Annotated in this window: 20 protein-coding genes; 15 read left to right on the forward strand and 5 right to left on the reverse strand. The window is 62.4% G+C overall.

The genetic code is table 11. The features are described 5' to 3' along the window. Positions 1–77 precede the first annotated feature (77 nt). The 3 genes from IB238_RS10160 to IB238_RS10170 all read left to right on the forward strand — a co-directional run bounded on the left by IB238_RS10160 (position 78) and on the right by IB238_RS10170 (position 2,011). On the forward strand, positions 78–1,070 hold the full coding sequence (locus IB238_RS10160; protein ID WP_192245846.1) for a threo-3-hydroxy-L-aspartate ammonia-lyase: 993 nt from the start codon (positions 78–80) through the stop codon (positions 1,068–1,070). A gap of 120 nt (positions 1,071–1,190) precedes the next feature. Beyond that, positions 1,191–1,577: a lipocalin-like domain-containing protein gene (locus IB238_RS10165; protein WP_246723521.1), complete on the forward strand. Its 387-nt coding sequence runs from the start codon at positions 1,191–1,193 to the stop codon at positions 1,575–1,577. 35 nt (positions 1,578–1,612) lie between these two features. After that, entirely contained in the window at positions 1,613–2,011 is a 399-nt protein-coding gene (locus IB238_RS10170; RefSeq protein ID WP_192245848.1) for a cupin domain-containing protein, read from the forward strand. Between the two features lie 13 nt (positions 2,012–2,024). On the opposite strand, the gene IB238_RS10175 is transcribed toward IB238_RS10170, so the two are convergent. Then, positions 2,025–2,819 (reverse strand): helix-turn-helix transcriptional regulator, encoded by a 795-nt coding sequence (locus IB238_RS10175; RefSeq protein ID WP_192245849.1) that lies wholly within the window; start codon positions 2,817–2,819, stop codon positions 2,025–2,027. A 122-nt stretch (positions 2,820–2,941) separates the two neighbouring features. Between IB238_RS10175 and IB238_RS10180 the strand changes: the two genes are divergently transcribed. The 4 genes from IB238_RS10180 (at position 2,942) to IB238_RS10195 (ending at position 7,838) form a co-directional block, all read left to right on the forward strand. Then, positions 2,942–4,531 (forward strand): ABC transporter substrate-binding protein, encoded by a 1,590-nt coding sequence (locus IB238_RS10180; RefSeq protein ID WP_192245850.1) that lies wholly within the window; start codon positions 2,942–2,944, stop codon positions 4,529–4,531. 26 nt (positions 4,532–4,557) lie between these two features. After that, complete coding sequence (locus tag IB238_RS10185; protein WP_192245851.1) at positions 4,558–6,558, forward strand: CocE/NonD family hydrolase; 2,001 nt, start codon at positions 4,558–4,560, stop codon at positions 6,556–6,558. Between the two features lie 361 nt (positions 6,559–6,919). Then, the gene (locus IB238_RS10190; protein ID WP_246723522.1) at positions 6,920–7,390 is read left to right on the forward strand and encodes an SRPBCC domain-containing protein; all 471 of its coding nucleotides are present in this window, start codon (positions 6,920–6,922) and stop codon (positions 7,388–7,390) included. 31 nt (positions 7,391–7,421) lie between these two features. After that, complete coding sequence (locus tag IB238_RS10195; RefSeq protein WP_192245852.1) at positions 7,422–7,838, forward strand: GFA family protein; 417 nt, start codon at positions 7,422–7,424, stop codon at positions 7,836–7,838. Here IB238_RS10195 and IB238_RS10200 read toward each other — a convergent pair. The 3 genes from IB238_RS10200 to IB238_RS10210 are packed head-to-tail and all read right to left on the reverse strand — an operon-like array spanning position 7,829 to position 11,836. After that, complete coding sequence (locus tag IB238_RS10200) at positions 7,829–8,242, reverse strand: ACT domain-containing protein (RefSeq protein ID WP_192245853.1); 414 nt, start codon at positions 8,240–8,242, stop codon at positions 7,829–7,831. The genes IB238_RS10195 and IB238_RS10200 overlap by 10 nt on opposite strands. After that, on the reverse strand, positions 8,239–9,183 hold the full coding sequence (locus IB238_RS10205; protein ID WP_192245854.1) for an alpha/beta hydrolase: 945 nt from the start codon (positions 9,181–9,183) through the stop codon (positions 8,239–8,241). Before IB238_RS10205 ends, IB238_RS10200 begins: the two co-directional genes overlap by 4 nt. A 43-nt stretch (positions 9,184–9,226) precedes the next feature. Further along, positions 9,227–11,836: an AMP-binding protein gene (locus IB238_RS10210; RefSeq protein ID WP_192245856.1), complete on the reverse strand. Its 2,610-nt coding sequence runs from the start codon at positions 11,834–11,836 to the stop codon at positions 9,227–9,229. 147 nt (positions 11,837–11,983) lie between these two features. Between IB238_RS10210 and IB238_RS10215 the strand changes: the two genes are divergently transcribed. The 7 genes from IB238_RS10215 (at position 11,984) to IB238_RS10245 (ending at position 21,354) form a co-directional block, all read left to right on the forward strand. Beyond that, a complete protein-coding gene (locus IB238_RS10215) occupies positions 11,984–12,892 on the forward strand; it encodes a LysR family transcriptional regulator (RefSeq protein ID WP_192245858.1) in 909 nt (302 codons plus the stop codon). A gap of 180 nt (positions 12,893–13,072) precedes the next feature. Next, positions 13,073–15,478 carry an arylsulfatase gene (locus IB238_RS10220; protein WP_192245860.1) on the forward strand — a complete coding sequence of 802 codons (2,406 nt, stop codon included), beginning with the start codon at positions 13,073–13,075 and terminating at the stop codon, positions 15,476–15,478. 183 nt (positions 15,479–15,661) lie between these two features. After that, complete coding sequence (locus tag IB238_RS10225) at positions 15,662–16,822, forward strand: ABC transporter substrate-binding protein (protein WP_192245862.1); 1,161 nt, start codon at positions 15,662–15,664, stop codon at positions 16,820–16,822. Between the two features lie 327 nt (positions 16,823–17,149). Further along, positions 17,150–18,148, forward strand: coding sequence for an ABC transporter ATP-binding protein (locus tag IB238_RS10230; protein WP_192245864.1), 999 nt, complete (start codon positions 17,150–17,152; stop codon positions 18,146–18,148). Further along, positions 18,145–19,095 (forward strand): ABC transporter permease, encoded by a 951-nt coding sequence (locus tag IB238_RS10235; protein ID WP_192245866.1) that lies wholly within the window; start codon positions 18,145–18,147, stop codon positions 19,093–19,095. Before IB238_RS10230 ends, IB238_RS10235 begins: the two co-directional genes overlap by 4 nt. After that, positions 19,085–19,897 (forward strand): ABC transporter permease, encoded by an 813-nt coding sequence (locus tag IB238_RS10240; protein WP_192245868.1) that lies wholly within the window; start codon positions 19,085–19,087, stop codon positions 19,895–19,897. Before IB238_RS10235 ends, IB238_RS10240 begins: the two co-directional genes overlap by 11 nt. A 29-nt stretch (positions 19,898–19,926) precedes the next feature. Next, positions 19,927–21,354 (forward strand): gamma-aminobutyraldehyde dehydrogenase, encoded by a 1,428-nt coding sequence (locus IB238_RS10245; protein ID WP_192245870.1) that lies wholly within the window; start codon positions 19,927–19,929, stop codon positions 21,352–21,354. Between the two features lie 122 nt (positions 21,355–21,476). On the opposite strand, the gene IB238_RS10250 is transcribed toward IB238_RS10245, so the two are convergent. Next, complete coding sequence (locus IB238_RS10250) at positions 21,477–22,184, reverse strand: hypothetical protein (RefSeq protein WP_192245872.1); 708 nt, start codon at positions 22,182–22,184, stop codon at positions 21,477–21,479. 326 nt (positions 22,185–22,510) lie between these two features. On the opposite strand from IB238_RS10250, the gene IB238_RS10255 reads away from it, so the two are divergent. After that, positions 22,511–23,017, forward strand: a complete 507-nt coding sequence (locus IB238_RS10255; protein WP_192245874.1) for a hypothetical protein — start codon at positions 22,511–22,513, stop codon at positions 23,015–23,017. Positions 23,018–23,061 lie beyond the last annotated feature (44 nt).

A 23,061-nucleotide genomic window follows, 5' to 3' on the forward strand; every position in this document is an offset into this window, starting at 1 on the left:
TTGGTTGCCGAATGACTCTTGCCGGGGTAGCGCCGCCCCGGCAATATTTGCGCCGTCCGCTAAAGCCGAGGTTACTGATGACTTTTCCTCCAAGTGCCGTGCAATCACTGCGTATCCCGACATTCGATGACGTACGGGCGGCGCAGGCGCGTCTCTCCGGCATGGCGCACCGAACGCCCGTCTTGACCTCGCGCACGGCCAACACCCGCTCTGGAGCGACGCTCTACTTCAAGGCAGAGAACCTGCAGCGCGCTGGCGCCTTCAAGTTCCGTGGCGCCTACAATGCGATCGCCGCTTTGGAAGCCGGTGTGCGGAAGAATGGCGTTGTCGCCTACTCGTCGGGTAACCATGCCCAGGCGATCGCCTATGCCGCCATGCTTCAGGGCGTTCCGGCAACGATCGTCATGCCGCATGACGCGCCGGAGATAAAGGTGGCAGCGACGAAGGGCTATGGCGCCGAGATCGTCTTCTATGATCGCTACAACGAGAACCGCGAGGAGATCGCCGGGCGCCTGGCAACAAAACGCGGCGCGTCCCTAATCCCGCCCTACGATCACCCCGATGTCATCGCCGGACAGGGAACGGCAGCACTCGAGCTGATCGAGGAGGTGGGCGAGATCGACATGCTAGTCGTTCCCCTTGGCGGTGGAGGACTCCTGGCTGGGTGCGCACTGGCGGCCAAGGCGCTCTCGCCCGGTTGCGCCATCCTCGGCGTCGAGCCGGAGGCAGGCAACGACGGCCAGCAGTCCCTGCGCAAGGGCGAGGTCGTCCATATTCCCGTGCCGAAATCGATCGCCGACGGCGCGCTGTCCACCCACGTCGGCTACCACAACTTCCCAATCCTGCAGGACAAGGTGGGTGGCATCTCCACGGTCTCAGATGCGCAATTGGTCGACACGATGCGTTTCTTCGCCGAGCGAATGAAGATCATCGTCGAGCCGACCGGTTGCCTTGCCGCAGCAGCCGTGCTGCAGGGCGCGGTCCCCTGCGAAGGCAAACGCGTCGGCATCATCCTGAGCGGTGGCAATGTGGATCTCAAGGTCTTTGCCGCCTTGATGGCCGACGCGTAGCCACCCCCGCCCACCGCGGTACAACTGTTCTTCCCATCCGTCCTTTGCTATCCTCGTCACGTGCAACGGCGCATTGGGTGACACATGACGGATGCAGCCGCACTTCTTGGGACATGGAAAATGATCTCCTGGACGCGGCAATCCGTGGCGACCGGAGAGATCAGTGACGCAATGGGCCCGAACCCGCTGGGCTATCTCGCCTACCATGCGGACGGGAGAATGATGGCAGTAGTGTTCGGCGGAGACCGCCCCCTGAAGGGTGCCGTGCCCACGGATGAGGAGAAGGCCGTCCTATTCGACTCCATGCTGGCCTATTCGGCGTCCTACACTCTGGAGAATGGTCGGATCATCCACCACGTCGACGGCGCCTGGAACCCCGCGTGGAAGGGCGCGCTGATCCGCCCTTACCGGGTCGACGGCAACCGCTTGTTCATCAGCGGAGCACCCGGCAAGGATCCAACGACAGGCGAAGAGGTGATCTACACGTTGGAATTCGAGAAGGTCTAGACAGAACAGGTGCTTTCGGATTCCCGGTGGCGCGAATGAGAGCGATCATTCACTCGCAACAAGCCCTGGAGGAATGGCGCGCAGGCGTGCGGACGCGAAGACATCTCGCGGCGTGCGACGGTGCAACAACGCTTTGCATCTTCGAGCAATGGATCGATCCCGGCGCAGGCGCCCCAACACATTTTCATCCCGCCGAGGAAGTCCTGACGGTCGTCAGCGGTGAAGCGGAGTTCTGGCTGGAGCAGGATCGCAGGGCGCTCTCAAGCGACGCATCTCTGATCGTGCCAGCGCGGGTCAGGCACGGCTTCAGAAACGTCGGGACAACGGTTCTCCATGTCCGAGCAGTGTTGGCCTCGCCGCATTTCGAGGCGCATTTCGATGGAGCCGATGGCCCGGTTCGCCGGTGGCTGGCGACATCGCAATCTCCCGTTTGACCGGGGCATTGCCTCAATACTCTGTCGGCACTGTCAGCACCTCGGCCTCCGGCGTGTCAAGAAAGTTCCTTACTGTGGCGGGCAACTGCCTTGAGCCGAACGAAAGCAGCCCGCAGCGCGCCAGCATCTGGCGCAGTTCTGGCTCCTGTCCGATATGGCGCCAGATCATCCGCGAGGCATAGGGGAGGTTTTCCTTGCGCCAGGAAACACCCATCGTCGTGCCGCGCAAGTAGACCCGTTGGTGCACCTCAAACGGTATCAGGATCGTCTGCGACAGCATCGGTTGCCGCCCGACGCTGCGTTCGGCGATGAAGATGCGGTTGCGCCAGAAGGTAACGAGGCCGACATATTTGGAGAACTGCCAGATTTCATTGGTGGCATCACGGATGCGCTCGATTGACTTGACCCGGATCGAGCCGCTCTCCTCGTAGATTCTGGCACAGGAGCAGACCACACGCCCCGGCCAGGACAGCGAGATGTGGTAGGTCTGGTAATAGCCGATGTGCCGGCGAAGCCCTCCGATGTCCCCCGGGAACCCCTCCAGCAACAACCCCGCCTCAGAGCTGTGGTGATCCGGCCGCCGCATGCGGGCTTCGAACTGCCTTGGCGGATGTTCGAAGTCCTGCGGCGAAAGCCCGAAGAAGGCGGCAATGCGCGCGACGTTGTGCGCCGAGGGTCGCGCCTCACCGCTGATGTAGCGGTTGAACTGCTGCCGGTTGATGCCGATCTCGCGACAGACCTGCGAAATCGATCGCCGCGTCGCGCAAGCGTTGCGCAGGTTCTGCGTGAAGGTATCGACGTCTGCCAAGGGTTTCTCCGCAATTGCAAAAAATAGCGTAAACTAGCGCAAAGAAGCGTCAAGTCGCGAAATTGTGCACGATTGTCGAGGCGCTAAGTTTTCCCCGAAGCATGAAACAGAGGGAACTTGACATGACCGAATTCACGAAGCGCCCCGATGGCCTGATCGTCCCCGCCGGCATCAATCGTCGTAGCTTCCTGGCCGGAACCGCAGCACTCGGCCTCGCCGCCGGTCTGGTCAGTACATTTGCTGCAGGCGAAGCACGCGCGCAGGAACCCAAGCGCGGCGGCCATCTGAAGCTCGGCCTCAAGGGCGGTGCCGCAACAGACGTTCTCGATCCCGCCACCTACAGCGCGTCCGTCCTCTTCGTCATCGGCCGCCTGTGGGGAGACACGCTGGTGGAGACCGATCCGAAGACCGGCGCCCCCCTTCCCTCGATCGCGACGTCCTGGGAGCCATCGGTCGACGCTTCGGTCTGGACATTCAAGATCCGCAACGACGTGTCCTTCCACGACGGCCAGAAGATGACGATCGCTGACGTCGTCGCCACCCTGAAGCGCCATTCCGACGAAGACTCGAAGTCCGGCGCGCTCGGCCTGATGCAATCCATCAAGACGATCGAGGACAAGGCTGGTGACCTCGTGCTGACGCTGACGGAAGGCAATGCCGACCTGCCGCTGCTTTTGACCGACTACCATCTTGTGATCCAGCCAAACGGTGGCCTCGACAGCCCCGCCGCGGCGATCGGCACAGGCCCTTACAAATTGACCGGCTACGAGGCGGGCGTGCGCGCGACCTTCGAGAAGAACGCAGAGGACTGGCGCTCGGATCGCGGCTTCGTCGACAGTGTCGAGATCATCGTCATGAACGATGCGACCGCCCGCATCGCCGCGCTGTCTTCCGGACAGGTGCACTTCATCAACAACATCGACCCGAAGACCGTGCCTCTCTTGAAGCGCGCGCCCAAGGTCGAGATCCTGCGCAGCGCCGGCAAGGGCTTCTACAGCTTCCTGATGCACTGCGACACGGCTCCCTTCGACAACAATGATCTGCGGCTGGCGATGAAGTATGCGCTCGACCGCCAGGCGATCCTCGATCGTGTGCTCGGCGGCTACGGCACGCTTGGCAACGATTTCCCGGTCAACGGCAACTACGCGCTGGCGCCGACGGATATCGAGCAGCGAACCTATGACCCGGACAAGGCCGCCTTCCACTTCAAGAAGTCCGGCCATGACCGGCCGATCCTGCTGCGCACCTCCGACGCCGCCTTCGCCGGCGCCGTCGATGCGGCAGTCATCTATCAGGAAAGCGCCAAGAAGGCGGGCATCGAGATTGAGATCCGCCGCGAGCCGGAGGATGGCTACTGGACCAACGTCTGGAACGTCCAGCCGTTCTGCGCCTCCTACTGGGGCGGTCGCCCGACCCAGGATTCGCGCTACTCAACCTCCTATCTTTCGACTGCGGAGTGGAACGACACCCGCTTCAAGCGGGAGGACTTCGACAAGCTTCTGCTGCAGGCACGCTCCGAACTCGACGAGACCAAGCGCAAGGAGCTCTATCGCACGATGGCACTGATCGTTCGCGACGAAGGCGGGCTCATCCTGCCGGTGTTCAACGACTATGTGATGGCCGCCTCCACGTCGCTGAAGGGCGTCACGGACGACATCGGCAACGACATGTCCAACGGCTATATTGGCAGCCGCGCGTGGTTCGACGCGTGATGGACGGAATGGATCGGACAAAAATGATGTCAGAACGCAGCTTCACCGTCATCGAGAACGAATGGATCACGCTGGCGGACGGAACGCGGCTCGCCGCGCGCATCTGGATGCCTGATGGAGCGGACAAGGATCCCGTTCCTGCTGTGTTCGAGTTCCTGCCCTATCGCAAAAGAGACGGAACCTGCGCGCGCGACGAATCCACGTATCCCGTCTTTGCGGCTGCCGGCATTGCCGGCGTCCGCGTCGACATCCGCGGCTCGGGTGAATCCGACGGCGTGATCGACGGCGAATACACGCCGCTCGAACTCGCCAATGCCTGCGAACTGATCGCCTGGATCGCGGCGCAGCCGTGGTCGAACGGTAGTGTCGGCATGATGGGCATCTCCTGGGGCGGCTTCAACTGCCTGCAGGTCGCCTCCCTCAAGCCGCCGGCGCTGAAGGCTGTCATCTCGATAGCCTCCACCGTCGATCGCTTCAACGACGACATCCACTACAAGAACGGCACGCACCTTTCTGCACAACTGTCCTGGGCTGCGACGATGCTCGCCTACCAGTCGCGTTCTCCCGATCCGGAGGTCGTCGGCGACCGCTGGAAGGCGATGTGGCTGGAGCGACTTGAGAACGAGCCGTTCTTCATGGAGGAGTGGCTCAAGCATCAGCGACGCGACGCTTTCTGGAAGCACGGCTCGATCTGCGAGCACTTCGATGACTTTTCGGTTCCGGCACTGGTCATCGCCGGCTGGGCGGACGGGTATCGCAACACGCCCTTGAAGGCGGTGGAAGGCATCGGCCCGAAGGCCAAGGCCCTAATCGGCCCCTGGATTCACAAATATCCGCATTTCGCCTGGCCCAAGCCGCGCATGGACTTCCACGCGGAAGCGATCCAGTGGTGGAACCGCTGGCTGCGCGACGAGCAGAATGGCGCGGAAAACTGGCCACAGGTGCGCGCCTATATCCAGGACGGACCGAAGCCGTCGCTGCGGCGCGAATTTGATCCCGGGACCTGGGTGGCGAAGGCCGCGTGGACCGCTCCCGAGATGGATTGCTTCTATGTCGAGCAGTACGGCACACTGACGCCGGGCATGCCGATCGCTGGCGCCAAGAACCATGATCACTACCTGCGTTCGCCGCTCGACACCGGCACCATGGCCGGCGAATGGTTCACGCTGAAGCCGGATGCGGAGATGGCGCTCGACCAGCGCCTCGACGACGCTGGCTCGCTGGTGCTGGAGACGCCGCCGCTTACCGAGGCCCGCGAGTACCTCGGCCAGCCGGTGCTGGACCTGGAACTGTCGTGTGATGCAGATCTCGCCAACCTTTGTGCCCGTATCGTCGACATTCATCCCGACGGCACGGCGACCCGCGTCACCTTCGGGGTGCTGAACCTGGCCCATCGCGATGGCAACGCCGAGCCGAAGCCGATGCGCAAGGGCGAGAAGACGGAAGTGCGCCTCGTGCTCGACGCGATGGGCTACCGCTTTCCGGCCGGGCATCGCATCCGGCTGTCGCTGTCGACATCCTACTGGCCGATGGTGCTGCCACCGCCGACCGATCCCGGGCTCACCATCGATCTCGCCTCGCTCGGCCTCGCCTTGCCGAAACTCGGCGCACACGAGGTCGTCTCCCTGCCGGAACCGGCCAATCCCGATCCCCTGCCGAACTATCCGGAACTCTCCCCGCCCGAGACCGCCCGCGGCGTCGAGCGCGACCTGACGAACGGCCTGACGGAGTACTCGATCTACGAGGACACCGGCCTGCACGAGCACCCGGGCACGGGACTTGCGACGCGGCAGATCCGCGACGAACTATGGTCTATCGCTGTTGGAGACCCGCTTTCGGCGACAGGCAGAGCCACGTGGATCTGCGACATGCAACGCCCCGACTGGTTCGTCCGCACGATCTCGTCCGCGTCGATCACCTGCACTGCGTCAGACTGGGTGATCTCGGCGAGCATCCGCGCTTTCGAGGGCGAGGCGCAAATCTTCGAGAAGACCTTCGAGAGGTCAATTCCGCGCGACCTGATGTAGGCTTTGCCGCAACAGCACGCGGCGATTAATGCGCCGCGTGCTTTCATCCCGGCCCCGGCAGCTTCACAAATACGGCGTCCGCGACCACAAAATCGTGTTCAGCCGGCTGATCACACTTCGCCGCGGCGCCGCCGGATCGCCACTTTTCGGATTCACCCTGCGCGGCAAATCGGGTGGCCTCCGATGCGAAGTTCGGCTAGTCGATTGCAAGTTCACGGCAGATAACGGCAGGCCGGCGTTCGGGGACACCCTCGGGCGTGGCAAGCAATTTGTGCGTTCGTCGTTTGCGACCGCGATTTGAAATCGACCCGCCCAAACCGAACATGTCTCGAATTGGCCTGATCGTCCCTGGGAGAACGTCATGACGATGCTCCAGCACACGGCGCCACTTGCGCCAGACGCACTTCTCATCGACCGACGCTTCGACGCCCCATCCGCGGTGGTGTTCCGGCTCTGGACGTCACCCGACCTTCTTGCCCATTGGTGGGGACCACGCGATTTCGCCGCGCACTCGATCGAGATGGACTTTCGCCGAGGCGGAAAATGGCGCGCCGTCATCCGCTCGGCGCGGGGCGAGGATTTCGCCATGTCTGGCGTCTACCGCGAGATCGTCGAAGGCAAATGCATCGTCTTTACCTTCACCGCGGAGGGCGGCGGTCGCGAGACGCTGGTGACGGTGACGTTCGAGGATGTCAAGGGCACCACCCGGCTGGAATTTCGGCAGGAGCCCTTCACCCAGCAGGCCGAGATCGAAGCACACATGGAAAGCTGGGGCGAATGCCTTGACCGGCTCGAGTCCTATCTGCTTCGATATCACTGGAACAACCGCTGAAGCCCTCCGGCCTCCGAACAGGGAGAAGCGAATGCATAAGACCTATCAGGGCCGCTGCCATTGCGGCGACGTGAAGTTCGAGTGCCGGCTGGATCTCGATCAGGGCATTCGCCGGTGCAACTGCTCCTTCTGTCGCCGCACACGCATGCTCAAGACCTTCACGCCGCGTGAAGAAATGACGATCCTGCAGGGACAGGACCGCCTCGTCAGCTACCGGGCCGACGATTCGAGCTGGCCCGAGGGCGACGTCGATCACTATTTCTGCGGCCGCTGCGGAATACGGCCCTTCTCGCGCGGCTACCTCAAAGACTTCATGGGCCACTTCTATTGCGTCAACGCCGCATGCCTGGATGCGACAGACGAAGAACTGGCCAAGGCGCCGGCAATCTACGAGAACGGCAGAGACAACGACTTTTTCAAACCGCCTGCAGAAACTCGCTATCTTTGAGGCCTGTTGCGCGACAGCGCCTTCAGCGCAGCGAGCGCGCGCTCCGCATCGTCAGCAGGAATGAAAACGTGGTCGTGGTGGAAGGCCGCGACCACGTTGGCGCTGATTCCCTCTCGCGTCAGCGCCGTGGCAATTGCCGCCGTGAGCCCGACGGCCTCGAGCGAGGAATGCACGGTGAGTGTGATCATTCGCATCGGCGCACTGGCGGCGAGGCCGGTTGCGTCCGCCACGCTCTGAGGCAGGATCAAGCTCAGCCCTTCCTCCTCACGAAATGTGGCAAGCGGCTGGAGGCAGTAGCAGCGTTCCGCCTCCGCGAAGGGAACAACGCAATAGACAAACGTTCCCTCCCGTAGCTCGGGCTGCATTTCTGCCAGCAGACGGTCGATTTCGGTGATGCCACTCATCTGTCTGCCCCCAGGGCGCCTGCCCTCCGCGCGAAGTTGGCGACCGCCTGACACAAGGCGGCAAATCCCACTCGCGCGCCCTCGCTCATGTTCCGGGCACGAAGCCAGGCATGGATCATTTGCGGCTCCTCGCGGAACCAGACTTCCACGCCTGCCCGGGCAAGGCGCGCAGCATAGCGCCGGGCATCGTCCCGCAAGGGATCGAAATGCGCCGCGGTGATGAAAACAGGCGGCAAGCCGGAAAAATCCGCGCTTGCCAGCGGAAGGGCATAGGGGTTGGTGGCCGGGGCTTTGTAAATGTCGCGATAGTAGAGAACGTCTGTCGTCGATAGCCCGGGCGCCTCGGCCATCTCGACGTACGACCCTGCCGAGACGTCGCCGCCGAGACCTGGATAGATCAATGCCTGACCGACAATGCCTTCCAGCCGCTCGTCGCGGGCCTTGAGAACGATCCCTGCGGCAAGGTTGCCGCCGGCGCTGTCGCCGATGACGACGACTGGTCGCCTCTCATTCAGGAGGTGGCCGAGCACATCCGAGCAATCCTCGAAGGCAGCCGGCCAGACATGTTCCGGGGCGAGCCGGTAGTCGACCGATACGAGTTCCGCCCCTGCCGCTTCTGCGATCTCGGCGCAGATCGCATCATGGCTGGACAGCGACCCGACGACGAACCCGCCGCCGTGAATGTAGAAAAGCAGCGTTTCCGTGAGCACCCTGGCCGGGTGATAGCGCCGGATCGGGATCCGTCCGAGCACCAGCGCATCGTCCTTCGCCATCCCGACTGGCGCCGGTGCATCGAATTGTGCGCACAGCGCATCGTACCACTTACGCTGCTGCTCGATCGGGGCATCGACCGCATCCGCCGGATAGAACTCTTCGCAACGCTTGTGGAAGGCGAGGATGCCCGGTTCTGTCGGCGAAGGCTTCAGCGATGTGGTCGTCATGCGTGCTCCCGATTTTCCGTTACTCCGCGGAACGACACCCCCCTCAGGTCGACCGTTGGCCGCGAACCCCAATATATGTCTGAAGGACCGGCAGAATCCCATCGCCTTTTTTGCGCGCGAGAAACGAAAGCAGCCTTCCCTGCAGCCACCAGACGACAACACCGAGTGCGACGCCGCCGGCAGTCGCGAGAAGCGAAAAGAGACCAGCCGGAAGAACGGCGCCGAGCGGTGCCATCAGCAGTTCCGGAACGAACCGGTGCAGGATGTAGATGTGGAAGCTTGCGGCTGAAAGCGGCAGCACGATCGCCTTCAATCGGAACGGCATTGGCACCCTCGGGCAGAACAGCAGACCGGACAAGACAGCGATCTGCAGCAGGTATTTGACCCGGGTGCCGATCCACACGCTTTCGTAGAACGCAAAGAAGACGAGTACGGCGGTGCCGATCGTCAGCAGCAACAGCTTCCGTGCGGTCGTGCTCGCAAAAGCAGCCGACCAGCCGAGCGCCGCCAGGTAGAAGATCCACGGCAGGGTGAAGATCTGGCGGTTACCCATGTCGAGAAGCGGCGGGATAACGATCCTCGCGCAGAGCGCCAGTGCCAGAAACGAGAGACCTGCGACGAACGGATCAGGCTCCGCGAAGCGACGTACGGCGGGCAGGCAGAACAGACCAGCCACCACCAGCAGCATCTGGCAATAGGCTTCGATGAACCAGTAGAGATAGGGCACCATGCTGTGCCTCGCCGGATCGGCGAAGCCGAAATTGCCGAGAAGCAGGAGCGAGGCCCAGGGCACCTCCTCCCAGGCAACAGTGTAAGCGGCGACAATGAGGTAATAGGGAATCAACACCTGCAGCGCCGGCCGCAAGACGCGCATGACGTCACCCGCCATCAGCGCGCCGGACTGAAAGCGCGCAAGCCCGAACCCGATCAGAACGATCATGGCTGCCGACCCGCCCGGTATTGGCCAAAGCGTCTGGTGCTGGACGACGACCAACAGAATGGCGAGCGCCCGGATCAGCAGATCGACACCGGTTACCGGCTTCACTTGCGCGGCCGGCTTGAGATCGGAGAGTTGGGCCACGGTCTTCGTTTCCCACTCCGCAGGCAATTCGCCGACAATCCGTTCCAGCGCCAGCGAGAGCTGCACGAAACGGAGCGAGTCGCCACCAAGCGTGACGAAGCTGTCTCGCACGCCAGCCGTTTTCGGATAAAACACCTGGTCGAACGCTTCGCGCACGCCCACAGCCCGTCTGTCGACTTTCTTCTGGCCGGCTTTGAAGCGCGCTTGCAGACCGGCATAGTCGATCTTACCCGACGTCAATCGCGGTAATGCTTCGATCCGAGTCACCCCAACCTGCAAGAGCGTCAGGCCCGCGACAACCGCAAGCACCTCGCGAACCTCGCCCTCTGCCTGTCCTCCGCAATAGAAGGCATGCACCGCTTCGTCATCGCCGACGACCGCCGCCCGGATACCGCGCCGTTCAAGCGCCTCTTCCAGCCGGTCGTGGCCGATGCGCCGGCCCGCGACTTTGGAGATCCGCTTCGTCCTGCCGACAATGCGGAAGAGGCCGCTCTCATCGATCGCTGCAAGGTCCCCGGTCCTAAGCGCGCCGACCGTCGCCCCTTCGGCCAAATCCTCGCGTCCGGCAGCATAGCCCAACATCACGTTCGGGCCGCGATAGACCAGTTCGCCCACCTTTCCCGGTTGGCGAATCTCTTCGCCCTCGGCATTTTCGAGCGAAAGCGAGCCATCCGGGACCGCGATCCCGATACAGTCCTCGTTACCCTCAAGCAGCGCCGGCGGCACATAGGCGATGCGCGCCGTAGCCTCGGTCTGTCCGTACATGACGAAGAAAACACCGTCCTGCGCGCGCATATACCGGTTGTAGAGGCGAACGGTATCAGGCGGCAGGCGCCCGCCGGCGACGGTCATAAGGCGCAGCTTGGGGAAGCTGCGCTCCCGAAAGCCGACGCTTTCCAGGAGTTCATAGGAATAGGGAACGCCGGGAAAATTGGTGCATTCCTGCACAGCAAGCTCGTCGAGAAACCCCTCGCTCAGGATCGAGCGCTGAGGGAAATAGAGGCTGGCGCCGACAGCAAGATGCGAGTGCAGGACCGACAGACCGTAGGAATAGTGCAACGGCAGGACGAGGCAGGCACGATCGGTGCTGGAGAGTCCGAGATACTGCGCGATAGAGGCCGCATTGGCATCGATGTTGGCCCGCGACAGCCGCACTGCCTTCGCACCGCCGGTGCTGCCGGAGGTTAGGAGAAGCAACGCGAGATCCGGATGCAATTCGCGGTGCGCAACGCGTGGTTGCGGCAAAGCCTCGACGACCGTCCAGCGCTCGCCGACCCGGCGGCAGCAAAGGTCGGGCTCGAATGCGAGGCTGAATTCTTCACTGAGGCTGCAGGTGGCCGGGGGAAGCATGGCGACGGCATGCCCCATTTCGAGTGCGGCAAGATAGGAGACGATGGCGTGCTCGGAATGCTCCGCCTCGATCGCGATCACCTTCTTGTCCGCCCCGAACTGCCGCATCCGGAGCGCGATTGCATTCGCCAATTCTGTATAGGTGATAGCGGGCCGCCCCGGGAAGATGAGCGCCGGCGCGGCACCGCGCGCGGCAAAAGCCGGAACGAACTTTTGAAACATCGGCAACAGCTTGCAAGAATGTGGAACGTCTACCGCTCCTATGCATATCATGAGATAAATAATCAAGAATATTCTCATGCGGCCAGCCGTCGCGGGTGTTGACCAAGGCGGCTTGCGTCTCTCCTTGCACGCATATTTACTGCCACCATGGCCTTTACACTCAGACAGTTGCAGTATTTCGTCGCCGTCGCCGAACAGGGGTCCGTCACACGGGCGGCGCAGATCCTTTCCATCTCGCAATCCTCGATCACCGAAGCCGTGAAGGAGCTGGAGAATGATCTGGGCGTCGAGCTTTTCGAGCGTCACCCGCGCGGACTGACCACAACGCACAACGGCCACCAGTTCCTGCGCCACGCGACGAAGATCCTGGCGGGGGTCTCGGATGCCCGCCGCTCCTTCTCCGACAACCGGACAACGGAAAAGGGCCAGCTCAACCTCGGCGTCACCTCGCTCGTCGCAGGCTACGTGCTGTCCGACCTGCTCGCGCGCTATCGCCGCGCCTTCCCCGGCGTTGAGGTCAGCGCCATCGAGGACAACGGCTCCTATCTCGAACACCTGCTGATCGGCGGCGAACTGGACGTTGCCGTCATGGTCATCTCGAACCTGCGCGACCGCATGGCCCTACAGGCGGAGATCATCGAAACCTCCCCCTACCGCCTCTGGCTGCCGCTCGGCCACCCGCTCGTCTCGGCCGAGATAATCTCGATCAGCGACATCGCCAGGGAGCCGCTGATCATGCTGACGGTGGACGAAATCGAGGAGAACACCGGAAAGTTGCTGTCGGCCCTCGGCGCCCGTCCGCACGTCGCCTTCCGCACTCGCTCGGTGGAAGCCGTGCGCAGCCTCGTCGCGACCGGCGCAGGCATCGCTCTCCTGCCCGATCTCGTCTACCGCCCCTGGTCGCTGGAAGGTGACCGCATCGAAAGCCGCGACGTCTCCGGCGCCCTGCCGGTGGTGCAGGTCGGCATGGTCTGGCGCAAGGGCTCCAGCCTGCCGCAATCGGCCCGCGACTTCGTCGGCGTGGCAGAGGCGCTGAGAAGCGGAAGGGGACGGTAGCGGATGATGCGCCGCTGATGGCCGCCGGCCCGACGTGGTGTGCCGGCAACCGCTTTACGCGAGAATCGAGCGAAAGCGCTTGCACGTGACGCTAACACATCAGATGATTGCGATCCTCAGCATGCAACCCGGACCGACCGGTTGACAGGCGCGGCCGGCACACCAGAGCGAGGTGAGGTCATGCATCGCGTTTGTTCGATACTTGCTCGTTTGGCAGCCTTTTCCGTCACAGCCTTTCTGTCCAGCGTAGCTGCGGCGCCCGCTCAGCAGACCACCGGCACTCCAGGGTCGCCGAGCGCCACGACGACGGTCGACGGTCGATTCTTGCCCAATCCGCCGCCCGCCTTCGGCGGTCAGATCGGTCTCGACGCCAAGGATTCCAAGACCTTTTGGCCGCCACAGATCGTGCCGCCCAAGGGGGCACCCAATATTCTTCTGATCATGACCGACGATGCAGGCTACGGCGTTTCCGGCACCTTTGGCGGCGTCATCCCGACACCGGCTCTGGAGAGAGTCGCGCAGATGGGGCTCCGCTATACGCAGTTTCACTCCACCGCGCTCTGCTCGCCGTCGCGCGCCGCGCTAATCACCGGGCGCAATCACCACTCCACCGGCTTCGGCGTGGTCTCGGAGCAGGCCACCGGCTTTCCGGGGTACGATTCCATCATGGGTATCGAGAACGCCACCATTGGTGAGATCTTGAAGCAGAACGGCTACGCCACGTCCTGGTTCGGCAAGAACCACAATACCCCCGCCTTCCAATACAGCGCGGCGGGACCGTTCAGCCAATGGCCGTCCGGCATGGGCTTCGACTACTTCTATGGTTTCATGGGCGGCGACACCAACCAGTGGCAGCCCTTCCTGTTCGAAAACACGTCGCAGATTTTCCCTTGGGTGGGAAAGCCGGACTACAACCTGATCACCGACGAGGCCGACAAGGCGATCGACCACATCAGGCAGCTCAACGCAACCGCACCGGACAAGCCGTTCTTCGTCTATTACGTGCCCGGCGCAACGCATGCGCCGCACCACCCCACGCCCGAATGGATCGAGAAGTTCAAGGGCAAGTTCGACATGGGCTGGAACGCGATGCGCGACCAGATCTTCACCAACCAGAAGCAGCTCGGCGTGATCCCGCAGGACACCCAGCTTACCCCTTGGCCAGACAGCCTGCCCAAGTGGGACACGCTCGATGCCGACAGCAAGAAGCTGTTCGCCCATCAGGCCGAAATCTTCGCCGCCTACGTCGCCTATTCTGATTACGAGATCGGGCGTGTCATCCAGGCCGTGGAAGACATGGGCAAGCTCGACAACACCTTGATCATCTACATCGAGGGCGACAACGGCACGAGCGCAGAGGGCAGCACGCTCGGGACGCCCAGCGAGCTGATCTCTATCCAGGGCCTCACCGTGCCGGTGAAGGACCAACTCAAATTCTATGATGCCTGGGGGTCGGACCAGACCTACCCGCACATGTCGGTGGCCTGGTCATGGGCATTCGACACGCCGTTCAAATGGACCAAGCAGGTTGCCTCGCATTTCGGCGGCACGCGCCAGGGCATGGCCATGGCCTGGCCGGCGCGGATCAAGGATGCGGGCGGTATCCGTAGCCAGTTCCACCACATGATCGACATCGTGCCGACCATTCTCGAAGCGACGGGAATTCCTGCGCCGGAGATGGTGAATGGTGTGGCGCAGAAGCCGATCGAAGGCGTAAGCATGTCGTATACCTGGGACAAGGCCAATGCCAACGCGCCCTCGACACGCAGGACCCAGTATTTCGAGATGTTCGGAAACCGCGGCATCTACCATGACGGCTGGTATGCCTGTACCACGCCGCCGGCCGCGCCCTGGCTGATGGGTCTCGAAAAGATGCCGGACGTCGTCAACGGCTACAATTGGGAGCTGTACGACCTGGCCAAGGATTACTCGCAGGCCAACGATGTTGCCAAGGACAACCCGGACAAGCTGCGCGAGCTGCAGGAATTGTTCCTGGTCGAGGCTGCCAAATACCAGGTGTTCCCGCTGGACAACGATGTGCTTGGGCGAACCCTGGCCGCGCGGCCGAGCGCCACGGCCGGGCGCAGCCTCTTCACATACGCGGGCGTGATCCAGGGAATCCCGACCAGCGACGCGCCCAACATCCTCAACAAGTCGTGGACGATCACGGCGGACATTGAGGTCGCAGAGGGCAGCGACGGCATGCTCGTCACGGAAGGCGGCAAGTTCGGCGGCTTCGGGCTGTATGTGCTCAAGGGCAAGCCGGTATTCCTCTACAACGTCCTCGACCTTGAACGGCATCGTTGGGAGGGGAAGGATGCACTCGCTGCAGGCAAGCACACCCTCACCTTCGACTTCGTGTCCGATGGAGGCGGGTTTGGCAAAGGCGGTACGGGCGTGCTGAAGGTGGATGGCAAGGAGGTTGCCGAGCAGAAAATCGCGCACACCATCCCGTTCCTCATGCCGTGGGATGAGACGTTTGATGTTGGCATCGATACACGCACCGGCGTCGATGACGCCGACTACAAGGTACCGTTCAAGTTCAACGGGACCGTCAATAAAGTAACGGTTGAGCTGAAGTCCTAAGTTGATGCGCGGCAATGTCCGCACATGGCGGAGCGGAGCGCGTCCCTACCCGAATTACGGGCCGTGAATTCGGAATTTCCGATAACAACTTTCTGTTTAATGAATTTGCGAAAGCGGCAAAAAGGGGGCACCTTACTCTTGGGAACAATACCGCACATCAAGCGGACAAACCGGGAGACTAATATGAAGCGCTTTCTGCATTGCTGCACCGCGTTGACCCTTTCCTTTGCCTTCACGACCGCAGCCGTCGCCCAGGAGCCGCTGAAGGAACTCGGCGCAGGTGAAGGCGAAGTCTCGATCGTTGCCTGGGCCGGCTATATCGAGCGCGGCGAGACTGACAAGAACTACGACTGGGTCACCGAATTCGAGAAGAAGACCGGCTGCAAGGTTTCCGTCAAAACCGCCGCCACCTCTGACGAAATGGTGGCATTGATGAACGAGGGCGGCTTCGACCTCGTCACCGCCTCGGGCGACGCCTCGCTTCGTCTGATTGCCGGCAAACGCGTCCAGCCGATCAATACTGACCTGATCCCGAGCTGGAAGACCGTCGATGAGCGCCTGCAGAGCGCGCCGTGGAACACGGCCAAGGGCGTTCACTACGGCACGCCTTATCTCTGGGGCCCTAACGTACTGATGTACAACACCGAAGCCTTCAAGGGCGAAGCGCCGAAGAGCTGGAATGTCGTGTTCGAGGAAATGACGCTGCCGGACAGCAAGTCGAACAAGGGCCGCGTGCAGGCCTATGACGGCCCGATCCACGTCGCCGACGCCGCCCTGTATCTGATGGCCCACAAGCCCGATCTCGGCATCAAGGATCCCTACGAACTCAACGAAGAGCAGTACAAGGCAGCGCTCGACCTGCTGCGCGTCCAGCGCACGCTCGTCGGCCGCTACTGGCACGACGCCATGATCCAGATCGACGACTTCAAGAACGAAGGCGTCGTCGCCTCTGGATCCTGGCCATTCCAGGTCAACCTGATGCAGGCGGAAAAGCAGCCGATCGCCTCCACCTTCCCGGAGGAAGGGGTAACGGGCTGGTCGGATACCACGATGCTGCATGCCGACAGCGAGCATCCGAACTGCGCCTACATGTGGATGGAGCATTCGCTCTCGCCGAAAGTGCAGGGTGACGCCGCTGCCTGGTTCGGCGCCGTGCCGTCGGTCCCTGCAGCCTGCAAGGGCAATGCTCTGCTGACCGACGAAGGCTGCAAGACGAATGGCTTCGAGAACTTCGACAAGATCAGTTTCTGGAAGACGCCGACCTCGCGGTGCGAAACCCAGGGCGAGTGCGTGCCCTATCACCGCTGGGTTTCCGACTATATCGGCGTGATCGGCGGACGCTGACTCACTACCTCCCCCTTGAGGGGGGAGGTCGCCGCGAAGCGGCGGGTGGGGGTGAAACGTCGCACACGCTTCGTGGGATTACCCCACCCCGGACCTGTGGTCCGACCCTCCCCCTCAAGGGGAGGGTATGGAGCGCCCCGAGGGGTTTCCCTCGCTGAACAACGAGAATTACCCCTCACCCTAGCCCTCTCCCCGCAAGCGGGGCGAGGGAACGAGAGAGCACGGCACCCTCCTTCGCCCCGCTTGCGGGGAGAATGTGGCCGGCAGGCCGGATGAGGAGCGACGAGCAAGCGGCCCACCGGCAAGTAACGAAAGACTGGAGTTCCCATGACCGCCGTCCTGTTCGAGAATGTCTCCCGCTATTTCGGTGCCGTGCGCGCCGTCGACAGCTTGGACCTCGCAATCGCCGAGGGCGAATTCTTCGCCATGCTCGGCCCTTCGGGCTCTGGCAAGACCACCTGCCTGCGGCTGATGGCCGGCTTCGAGCAGCCGACCGGAGGCCATATCGAGATCTTCGGGGAAACGGCCGAGGGCGTTCCGCCCTATCGGCGCAACGTCAACACCGTCTTTCAGGATTATGCGCTCTTCCCGCACCTTTCGATCCTCGAGAACGTCGCCTACGGCCTGATGGTCAAGGGTGTTTCCAAGGAGGAACGGCTCAAGGCGGCGGAAAACGCGCTCGCCATGGTCAAGCTGCCCGGCTACGGCACACGCCGGCCCGGCCAGCTTTCAGGCGGCCAGCGCCAGCGCGTCGCGCTCGCCCGCGCGCTGGTTAACCGCCCGCGCGTTCTGCTCCTCGACGAGCCGCTCGGTGCGCTCGATCTGAAGCTTCGCGAACAGATGCAGGAAGAGTTGAAGGTGCTGCAAAAATCGCTTGGTATCACCTTCGTCTTCGTCACGCACGACCAGGGCGAAGCGCTGTCGATGGCCGACCGTATCGCCGTTTTCAACGACGGCAAGATCCAGCAGCTCGGCACGCCGGAAGACGTCTACAAGCGCCCGCAGACCCGCTTTGTCGCCGATTTCGTAGGTTCGTCGAACGTGCTGGCGCCGGATTTCGTACAGAGCCTCGGCTATCCCGCCCGCTACGCCAGCCTTCGCCCGGAGGCGCTGACGCTCGGCAATGGTACTACGGACCACAAGCATTTTGCCGGCACCGTCGTTGCCACCAGCTTCCTCGGCGCCGCGAACCGCATCACCGTCGATGCAGCGGGCAGCCGCGTTGCCGCGATGATCCCCGCCTCGATCGACGTTCCCTCACACGGATCCGGCGTCACGCTGTCCTTCGCCGCCGAAGACCTGCACCTGATGGACGACGCAGCATGAGCGCGATCGCCGAATCCACTATCCTTGCCCGCCGAACGAGCACATTCGGGCGTCTGTCGGATTTCTTCTGGCGCAATCCGAAGATCCTGCTCTTTGTGATGCTCGCGCCACCGCTTCTGTGGCTCGGCATCATCTATCTCGGCTCACTGTTCGCCCTGCTCCTACAGAGTTTCTTCTCGATCGACGAGTTCTCCGGGCTGATCAACTACGAGTTCACACTCGACACCTACCGGCAACTGCTGATCCCGGCGAACTTCGACATCATCCTGCGTACCATCACCATGGCAGCAATGGTGACACTCGCATCGGCTCTGATCGCTTTTCCGATCGCCTACTATGCCGCCCGCTATGCGCGCGGCAAATGGAAGGCGCTGTTCTACCTCGGCGTCATGCTGCCGCTCTGGTCGAGCTATCTCGTCAAGGTCTACGCCTGGAAGCTGATCCTCGCCAAGGAAGGCATCCTCAACTGGCTCTTCGCCAAGCTGCACCTGACCTGGCTGCTCGATGCCTGGCTGGCGCTGCCGATCGTCGGCGGCAATTCGCTGTCGATCAGCTATACCGGCACCTTCATCGTCTTCATCTACGTCTGGATGCCGTTCATGATCCTGCCGATCCAGGCAGCACTGGAGCGCGTACCCGGCAACCTGATCGAGGCCTCGGCCGATCTCGGTGGCAATCCGGCGCAGACGTTCCGTTACGTGCTGTTCCCGCTGGCGCTGCCTGGCATCATCGCCGGCTCGATCTTCACCTTCTCGTTGACGCTCGGCGACTACATCATCCCGCAGATCATCGGCTCGTCGCGCCTCTTCATCGGTCAGGCGGTCTATGCCCAGCAGGGCACGGCCGGCAACATTCCGCTCGCCGCCGCCTTCACCGTCGTTCCGATCGTCATCATGGGCCTCTATCTCTGGATGGCCAAGAAACAGGGAGCCTTCGATGCGCTCTGACCGTTCCTCCGCTCCCCTGAGCCTTAAGATCGCTGCAGCAGCAGGCCTCCTGTTCATGCATGTCCCGATCCTGCTGATCTTCCTCTACGCCTTCACGACCGAGGAAAAGAGCTACCAGTTCCCGCCGCCGGGCCTGACGCTCGACTGGTTCGCCGTAGCCTGGAACCGGCCGGATGTCTGGCAAGCACTGGGGCTCTCTGTTCGGGTGGCCGCGATTGCCACGGCTGTCGCGCTGGTGCTCGGCACGCTCTGTGCCGCAGCCGTCAGCCAGACCCGCTTCTTCGGCCGTGAGACGATCTCGCTTCTCGTCATCCTGCCGATTGCGCTTCCCGGCATCATCACCGGCATCGCGCTGCGCTCCGCCTTCTCGTTTGCCGACATTCCCTTCTCGTTCTGGACGATCGTGCTCGGCCACGCGACCTTCTGCGTCGTCGTCGTCTACAATAATGCGGTGGCTCGCTTCCGCCGCATCTCCGGGTCGCTGATCGAGGCCTCGATGGACCTCGGCGCCGACGGCTTCCAGACGTTCCGCTACGTGATCCTGCCCAATATCGGCACCGCACTTCTGGCAGGCGGGATGCTCGCCTTCGCCCTTTCCTTCGATGAGGTGATCGTGACGACGTTTACCGCCGGCCAGCAGCAGACGCTACCGATCTGGATGCTGGAAGAACTGGTGCGCCCGCGCCAGCGGCCGGTGACCAACGTCGTCGCCATGGTGGTGGTGCTCGTCACCTTCCTGCCGATCCTCGCCGCCTACTACCTCACCCGCGAAGGCGACCAGATCGCCGGTGCCGGCAAATAGAACAACGACAGACAATGGGAGACCATGTGATGGACACACAGATGCTGATCGGCTCGCGCTTCGAGACCGGCACCGAAATCGAAGAGCACATCCTCAACCCCAAGACTGGCGCAACCGTGATCGACCTGCCGGAAGCCTCGCATGCGCAGATCGACGCCGCCGTCGACGCAGCGGAAAAAGCCTTCGTATCCTGGTCGATGACGACGCCCGGCGAGCGTTCCGGCTACCTGCTGAAGATTGCCGATGCGATCGAGCGCGATGCGGACGGCTTCGCTGCCCTGGAAGCGCTGAACTGCGGCAAGCCGATCAACGCCGTTCGCAATGACGAGATTCCGGCAATCGTCGATTGCTGGCGCTTCTTCGCCGGCGCCGTTCGCTCGATGCACGCGACCGTCGCGGGCGAATACCTGCCGGGCCACACCTCGATGATCCGCCGCGATCCGGTCGGCATCGTCGGCTCGATCGCGCCGTGGAACTACCCACTGATGATGATGGCGTGGAAGCTGGCGCCGGCGATTGCCGGTGGCAACACCGTCGTCTTCAAGCCATCCGAGCAGACGCCGCTGACGGCGTTGAAGATGGCAAAGCTATTGTCCGACATCCTGCCGGAGGGCGTCGTCAACATCGTGCTCGGCCGTGGCGAGACCGTCGGAAACGCGCTGATCAATCATCCGAAGATCAACATGGTTTCGATCACCGGTGACGTCGCAACCGGCAAGAAGGTACTCGCCGCTGCCTCAAAGACGGTGAAGCGCACGCACCTGGAACTTGGCGGAAAGGCCCCCGTCATCGTCTACAACGACGCCGACCTCGAGGCCGTCGTCAACGGCATCCGCGCCTTCGGCTACTACAACGCCGGGCAGGACTGCACAGCAGCCTGCCGCATCTATGCGGAGAAAGGCATCTACGAGAAATTCGTCGCCGACCTTTCATCCGCCGTCTCGACGATCCGCTTCAACCAGGCCGACGACGCCGAGAACGAAATCGGTCCGCTGATCTCCAAGCGCCAGCGCGATCGCGTCGCAAGCTTCGTCGAGCGCGCGGCCGACGTGAAGCACATCGAAATCACTACCGGCGGCCGTCCCGGCAGCGATCAGGGCTTCTTCTTCCAGCCCACCGTCGTCGCGGGTGCCACCCAGAACGACGAGATCGTCCGGCGCGAGGTGTTCGGCCCGGTCGTCTCCGTCACCCCCTTCTCGGGTGAGGAGCAAGTGCTGGCCTGGGCAAACGACAGCGACTACGGCCTCGCCTCCTCCGTCTGGACCAAAGACATCTCCAAGGCGATGCGGGCGGCTACCCGCCTGCAGTACGGCTGCACCTGGATCAACACCCACTTCATGCTCTGTAACGAGATGCCACACGGCGGCGTCAAGCAGTCCGGCTACGGCAAGGACATGTCGATCTATGCGCTGGAAGACTACACCGTCGTCCGCCACGTCATGATCAACCACGGCTGATCGCCTGGGTGTTGAGAGAACGTAGGCCCCGTTTCCGTTCGCCGGAAGCGGGGCCTGTTCATTTCGCGTCCTGCAATCGCTTGGCGACGCTTTTTGCGTGGCCCGCGCGTTTCGGACGCGCTCTAAAGACCCGCACCCGGGATCAGCCTTGTCTGCATGGCCGTGCCCGAGCCGCCCTTCTCCCCCGTCGCCTCCGCTCCGGCAACGCCTTTACCCGACGCCAACGCCTCATCGATCTTGCTTTCGATGGTGGGCGGCATGCATAGTTGCAGATAGCCACGAATGCGGGCATAGGCGATCGGGGTCGAGTTTATCCGTAGTTTGTCCGCCTCGGCCTGATCACGATAGGCAGCCTGCAACTTGCTAACGACGCCGAAGATAGTGCCGGAATCCGCACCATAGAGATAGCTGTTGGCTACGGTGTCGGCATACTGGCTCGTCAGGCCGAAGGCCTGTGTGGCGATTGCCATCGTGTTTTTCGAAACGCTCGAGGCCGCCAGCCCGAGATTGGTGAGCAATCCTGCCGAGTCGATACCCTTCTTGAGGCGGTCGCGTTCCTGATCTAGGACGAAAAGTTCGCGCAGATACGCGTCGCACTGCTCGTCGATGTAGTTGAAACCCGCGAGCATCGTCAGATAGTACGGGTTGTCCATCGGTGTCGCGCCGGCACCTTCGAACGCGATCTCGCGCAGTTTGTTCATGATCACCTGTTGACTGTTCACCGAGCTGCTGATCGCGGTTTCCGACAGCATTGGCTGCGGGCCGTAGCGATGCTGCCAGCCGGCCGCCGTTTCCCCGCAGCCGGACAGGCCGCACACGATCACAGACAAGCAGAAAATTCTGGTCGCGCCCGTCATCTCTCCCCACCGTGCATTGCAGGAGGGATACATCTAAAACCATTAGATGTACTCACACCAAAATGCAACCAGGAGACACGGATGAAGACTTGGCAGCAACGGCCGGCAGCTTTCCCTCCTCTCGAGGTCCTGCCGTTTCCACCCATGACGGCCCTGCCGGCGGACGACCGCTGACCGCTAAGCCGACTGGTCAATGCTCCAGCAAGCGCGCTGTAACGCTTTGAATTTGCGCGCAATCCTTCCTCAAATCGATTCCGCTTCAAAAGGTTATGCGCTATATGGACATCAGGAGGACCCTGATGATCTGGGCATTTGCTGTCGTTGCAGTCGCCATACTCTATCTCGCCTTGCGCTATAAGCGTTTTGAAAGCTGGGTGGAGCCCGTCCTCACCATTGTCGTGGCGATCGGTTTTGCGGTCGCGCTTCTGCTTTGGCTCACTGACAGCCGCACCGCGGTGCCTGAGCCGACGCAACCGAATTCCCCCCTTACTCCGGAAGACGTCACGCTCTCGCAGATGCAGTTCGCTGCCGGCCAGCCGGTCACAAGCTATCGGGTGACCGGCGTCATAACCAACAATGCCGAGATCACAATCCAGTCGTTTCGGTTGACTGTCGATCTCGCAAACTGCCCCAATGGCGTCTGCGCACCTGTCGGCGCTGACACCGCATTGATCATCATGCGCGTCCTGCCCGGGCAATCCGAACCGTTTTCCACCTTTGCAGTGTTCCCTCGGAGCGACCTGAGGCCACTCACGGATCCACAGTGGTCATGGTCTGTGAGCGAGGTGCGCGCGGCCAGTCGATAGATTGTTCGGACTGTCGTCGTACGAGCGCGCCGGGGAGCGCGCCC

Source organism: Rhizobium sp. ARZ01 (assembly GCF_014851675.1).
Lineage (GTDB): Bacteria > Pseudomonadota > Alphaproteobacteria > Rhizobiales > Rhizobiaceae > Mycoplana.

Bases quoted from the DNA above. Each gene is read 5' to 3' on its own strand.
- IB238_RS10245 (WP_192245870.1), top strand. From the start codon at position 19,927: ATGGACACACAGATGCTGATCGGCTCGCGCTTCGAGACCGGCACCGAA.
- IB238_RS10210 (WP_192245856.1), bottom strand. From the start codon at position 11,836: ATGTTTCAAAAGTTCGTTCCGGCTTTTGCCGCGCGCGGTGCCGCGCCG.
- IB238_RS10235 (WP_192245866.1), top strand. From the start codon at position 18,145: ATGAGCGCGATCGCCGAATCCACTATCCTTGCCCGCCGAACGAGCACA.
- IB238_RS10200 (WP_192245853.1), bottom strand. From the start codon at position 8,242: ATGAGTGGCATCACCGAAATCGACCGTCTGCTGGCAGAAATGCAGCCC.
- IB238_RS10170 (WP_192245848.1), top strand. From the start codon at position 1,613: ATGAGAGCGATCATTCACTCGCAACAAGCCCTGGAGGAATGGCGCGCA.
- IB238_RS10240 (WP_192245868.1), top strand. From the start codon at position 19,085: ATGCGCTCTGACCGTTCCTCCGCTCCCCTGAGCCTTAAGATCGCTGCA.
- IB238_RS10180 (WP_192245850.1), top strand. From the start codon at position 2,942: ATGACCGAATTCACGAAGCGCCCCGATGGCCTGATCGTCCCCGCCGGC.
- IB238_RS10230 (WP_192245864.1), top strand. From the start codon at position 17,150: ATGACCGCCGTCCTGTTCGAGAATGTCTCCCGCTATTTCGGTGCCGTG.
- IB238_RS10255 (WP_192245874.1), top strand. From the start codon at position 22,511: ATGATCTGGGCATTTGCTGTCGTTGCAGTCGCCATACTCTATCTCGCC.
- IB238_RS10195 (WP_192245852.1), top strand. From the start codon at position 7,422: ATGCATAAGACCTATCAGGGCCGCTGCCATTGCGGCGACGTGAAGTTC.
- IB238_RS10165 (WP_246723521.1), top strand. From the start codon at position 1,191: ATGATCTCCTGGACGCGGCAATCCGTGGCGACCGGAGAGATCAGTGAC.
- IB238_RS10190 (WP_246723522.1), top strand. From the start codon at position 6,920: ATGACGATGCTCCAGCACACGGCGCCACTTGCGCCAGACGCACTTCTC.
- IB238_RS10185 (WP_192245851.1), top strand. From the start codon at position 4,558: ATGTCAGAACGCAGCTTCACCGTCATCGAGAACGAATGGATCACGCTG.
- IB238_RS10160 (WP_192245846.1), top strand. From the start codon at position 78: ATGACTTTTCCTCCAAGTGCCGTGCAATCACTGCGTATCCCGACATTC.
- IB238_RS10225 (WP_192245862.1), top strand. From the start codon at position 15,662: ATGAAGCGCTTTCTGCATTGCTGCACCGCGTTGACCCTTTCCTTTGCC.
- IB238_RS10215 (WP_192245858.1), top strand. From the start codon at position 11,984: ATGGCCTTTACACTCAGACAGTTGCAGTATTTCGTCGCCGTCGCCGAA.
- IB238_RS10205 (WP_192245854.1), bottom strand. From the start codon at position 9,183: ATGACGACCACATCGCTGAAGCCTTCGCCGACAGAACCGGGCATCCTC.
- IB238_RS10220 (WP_192245860.1), top strand. From the start codon at position 13,073: ATGCATCGCGTTTGTTCGATACTTGCTCGTTTGGCAGCCTTTTCCGTC.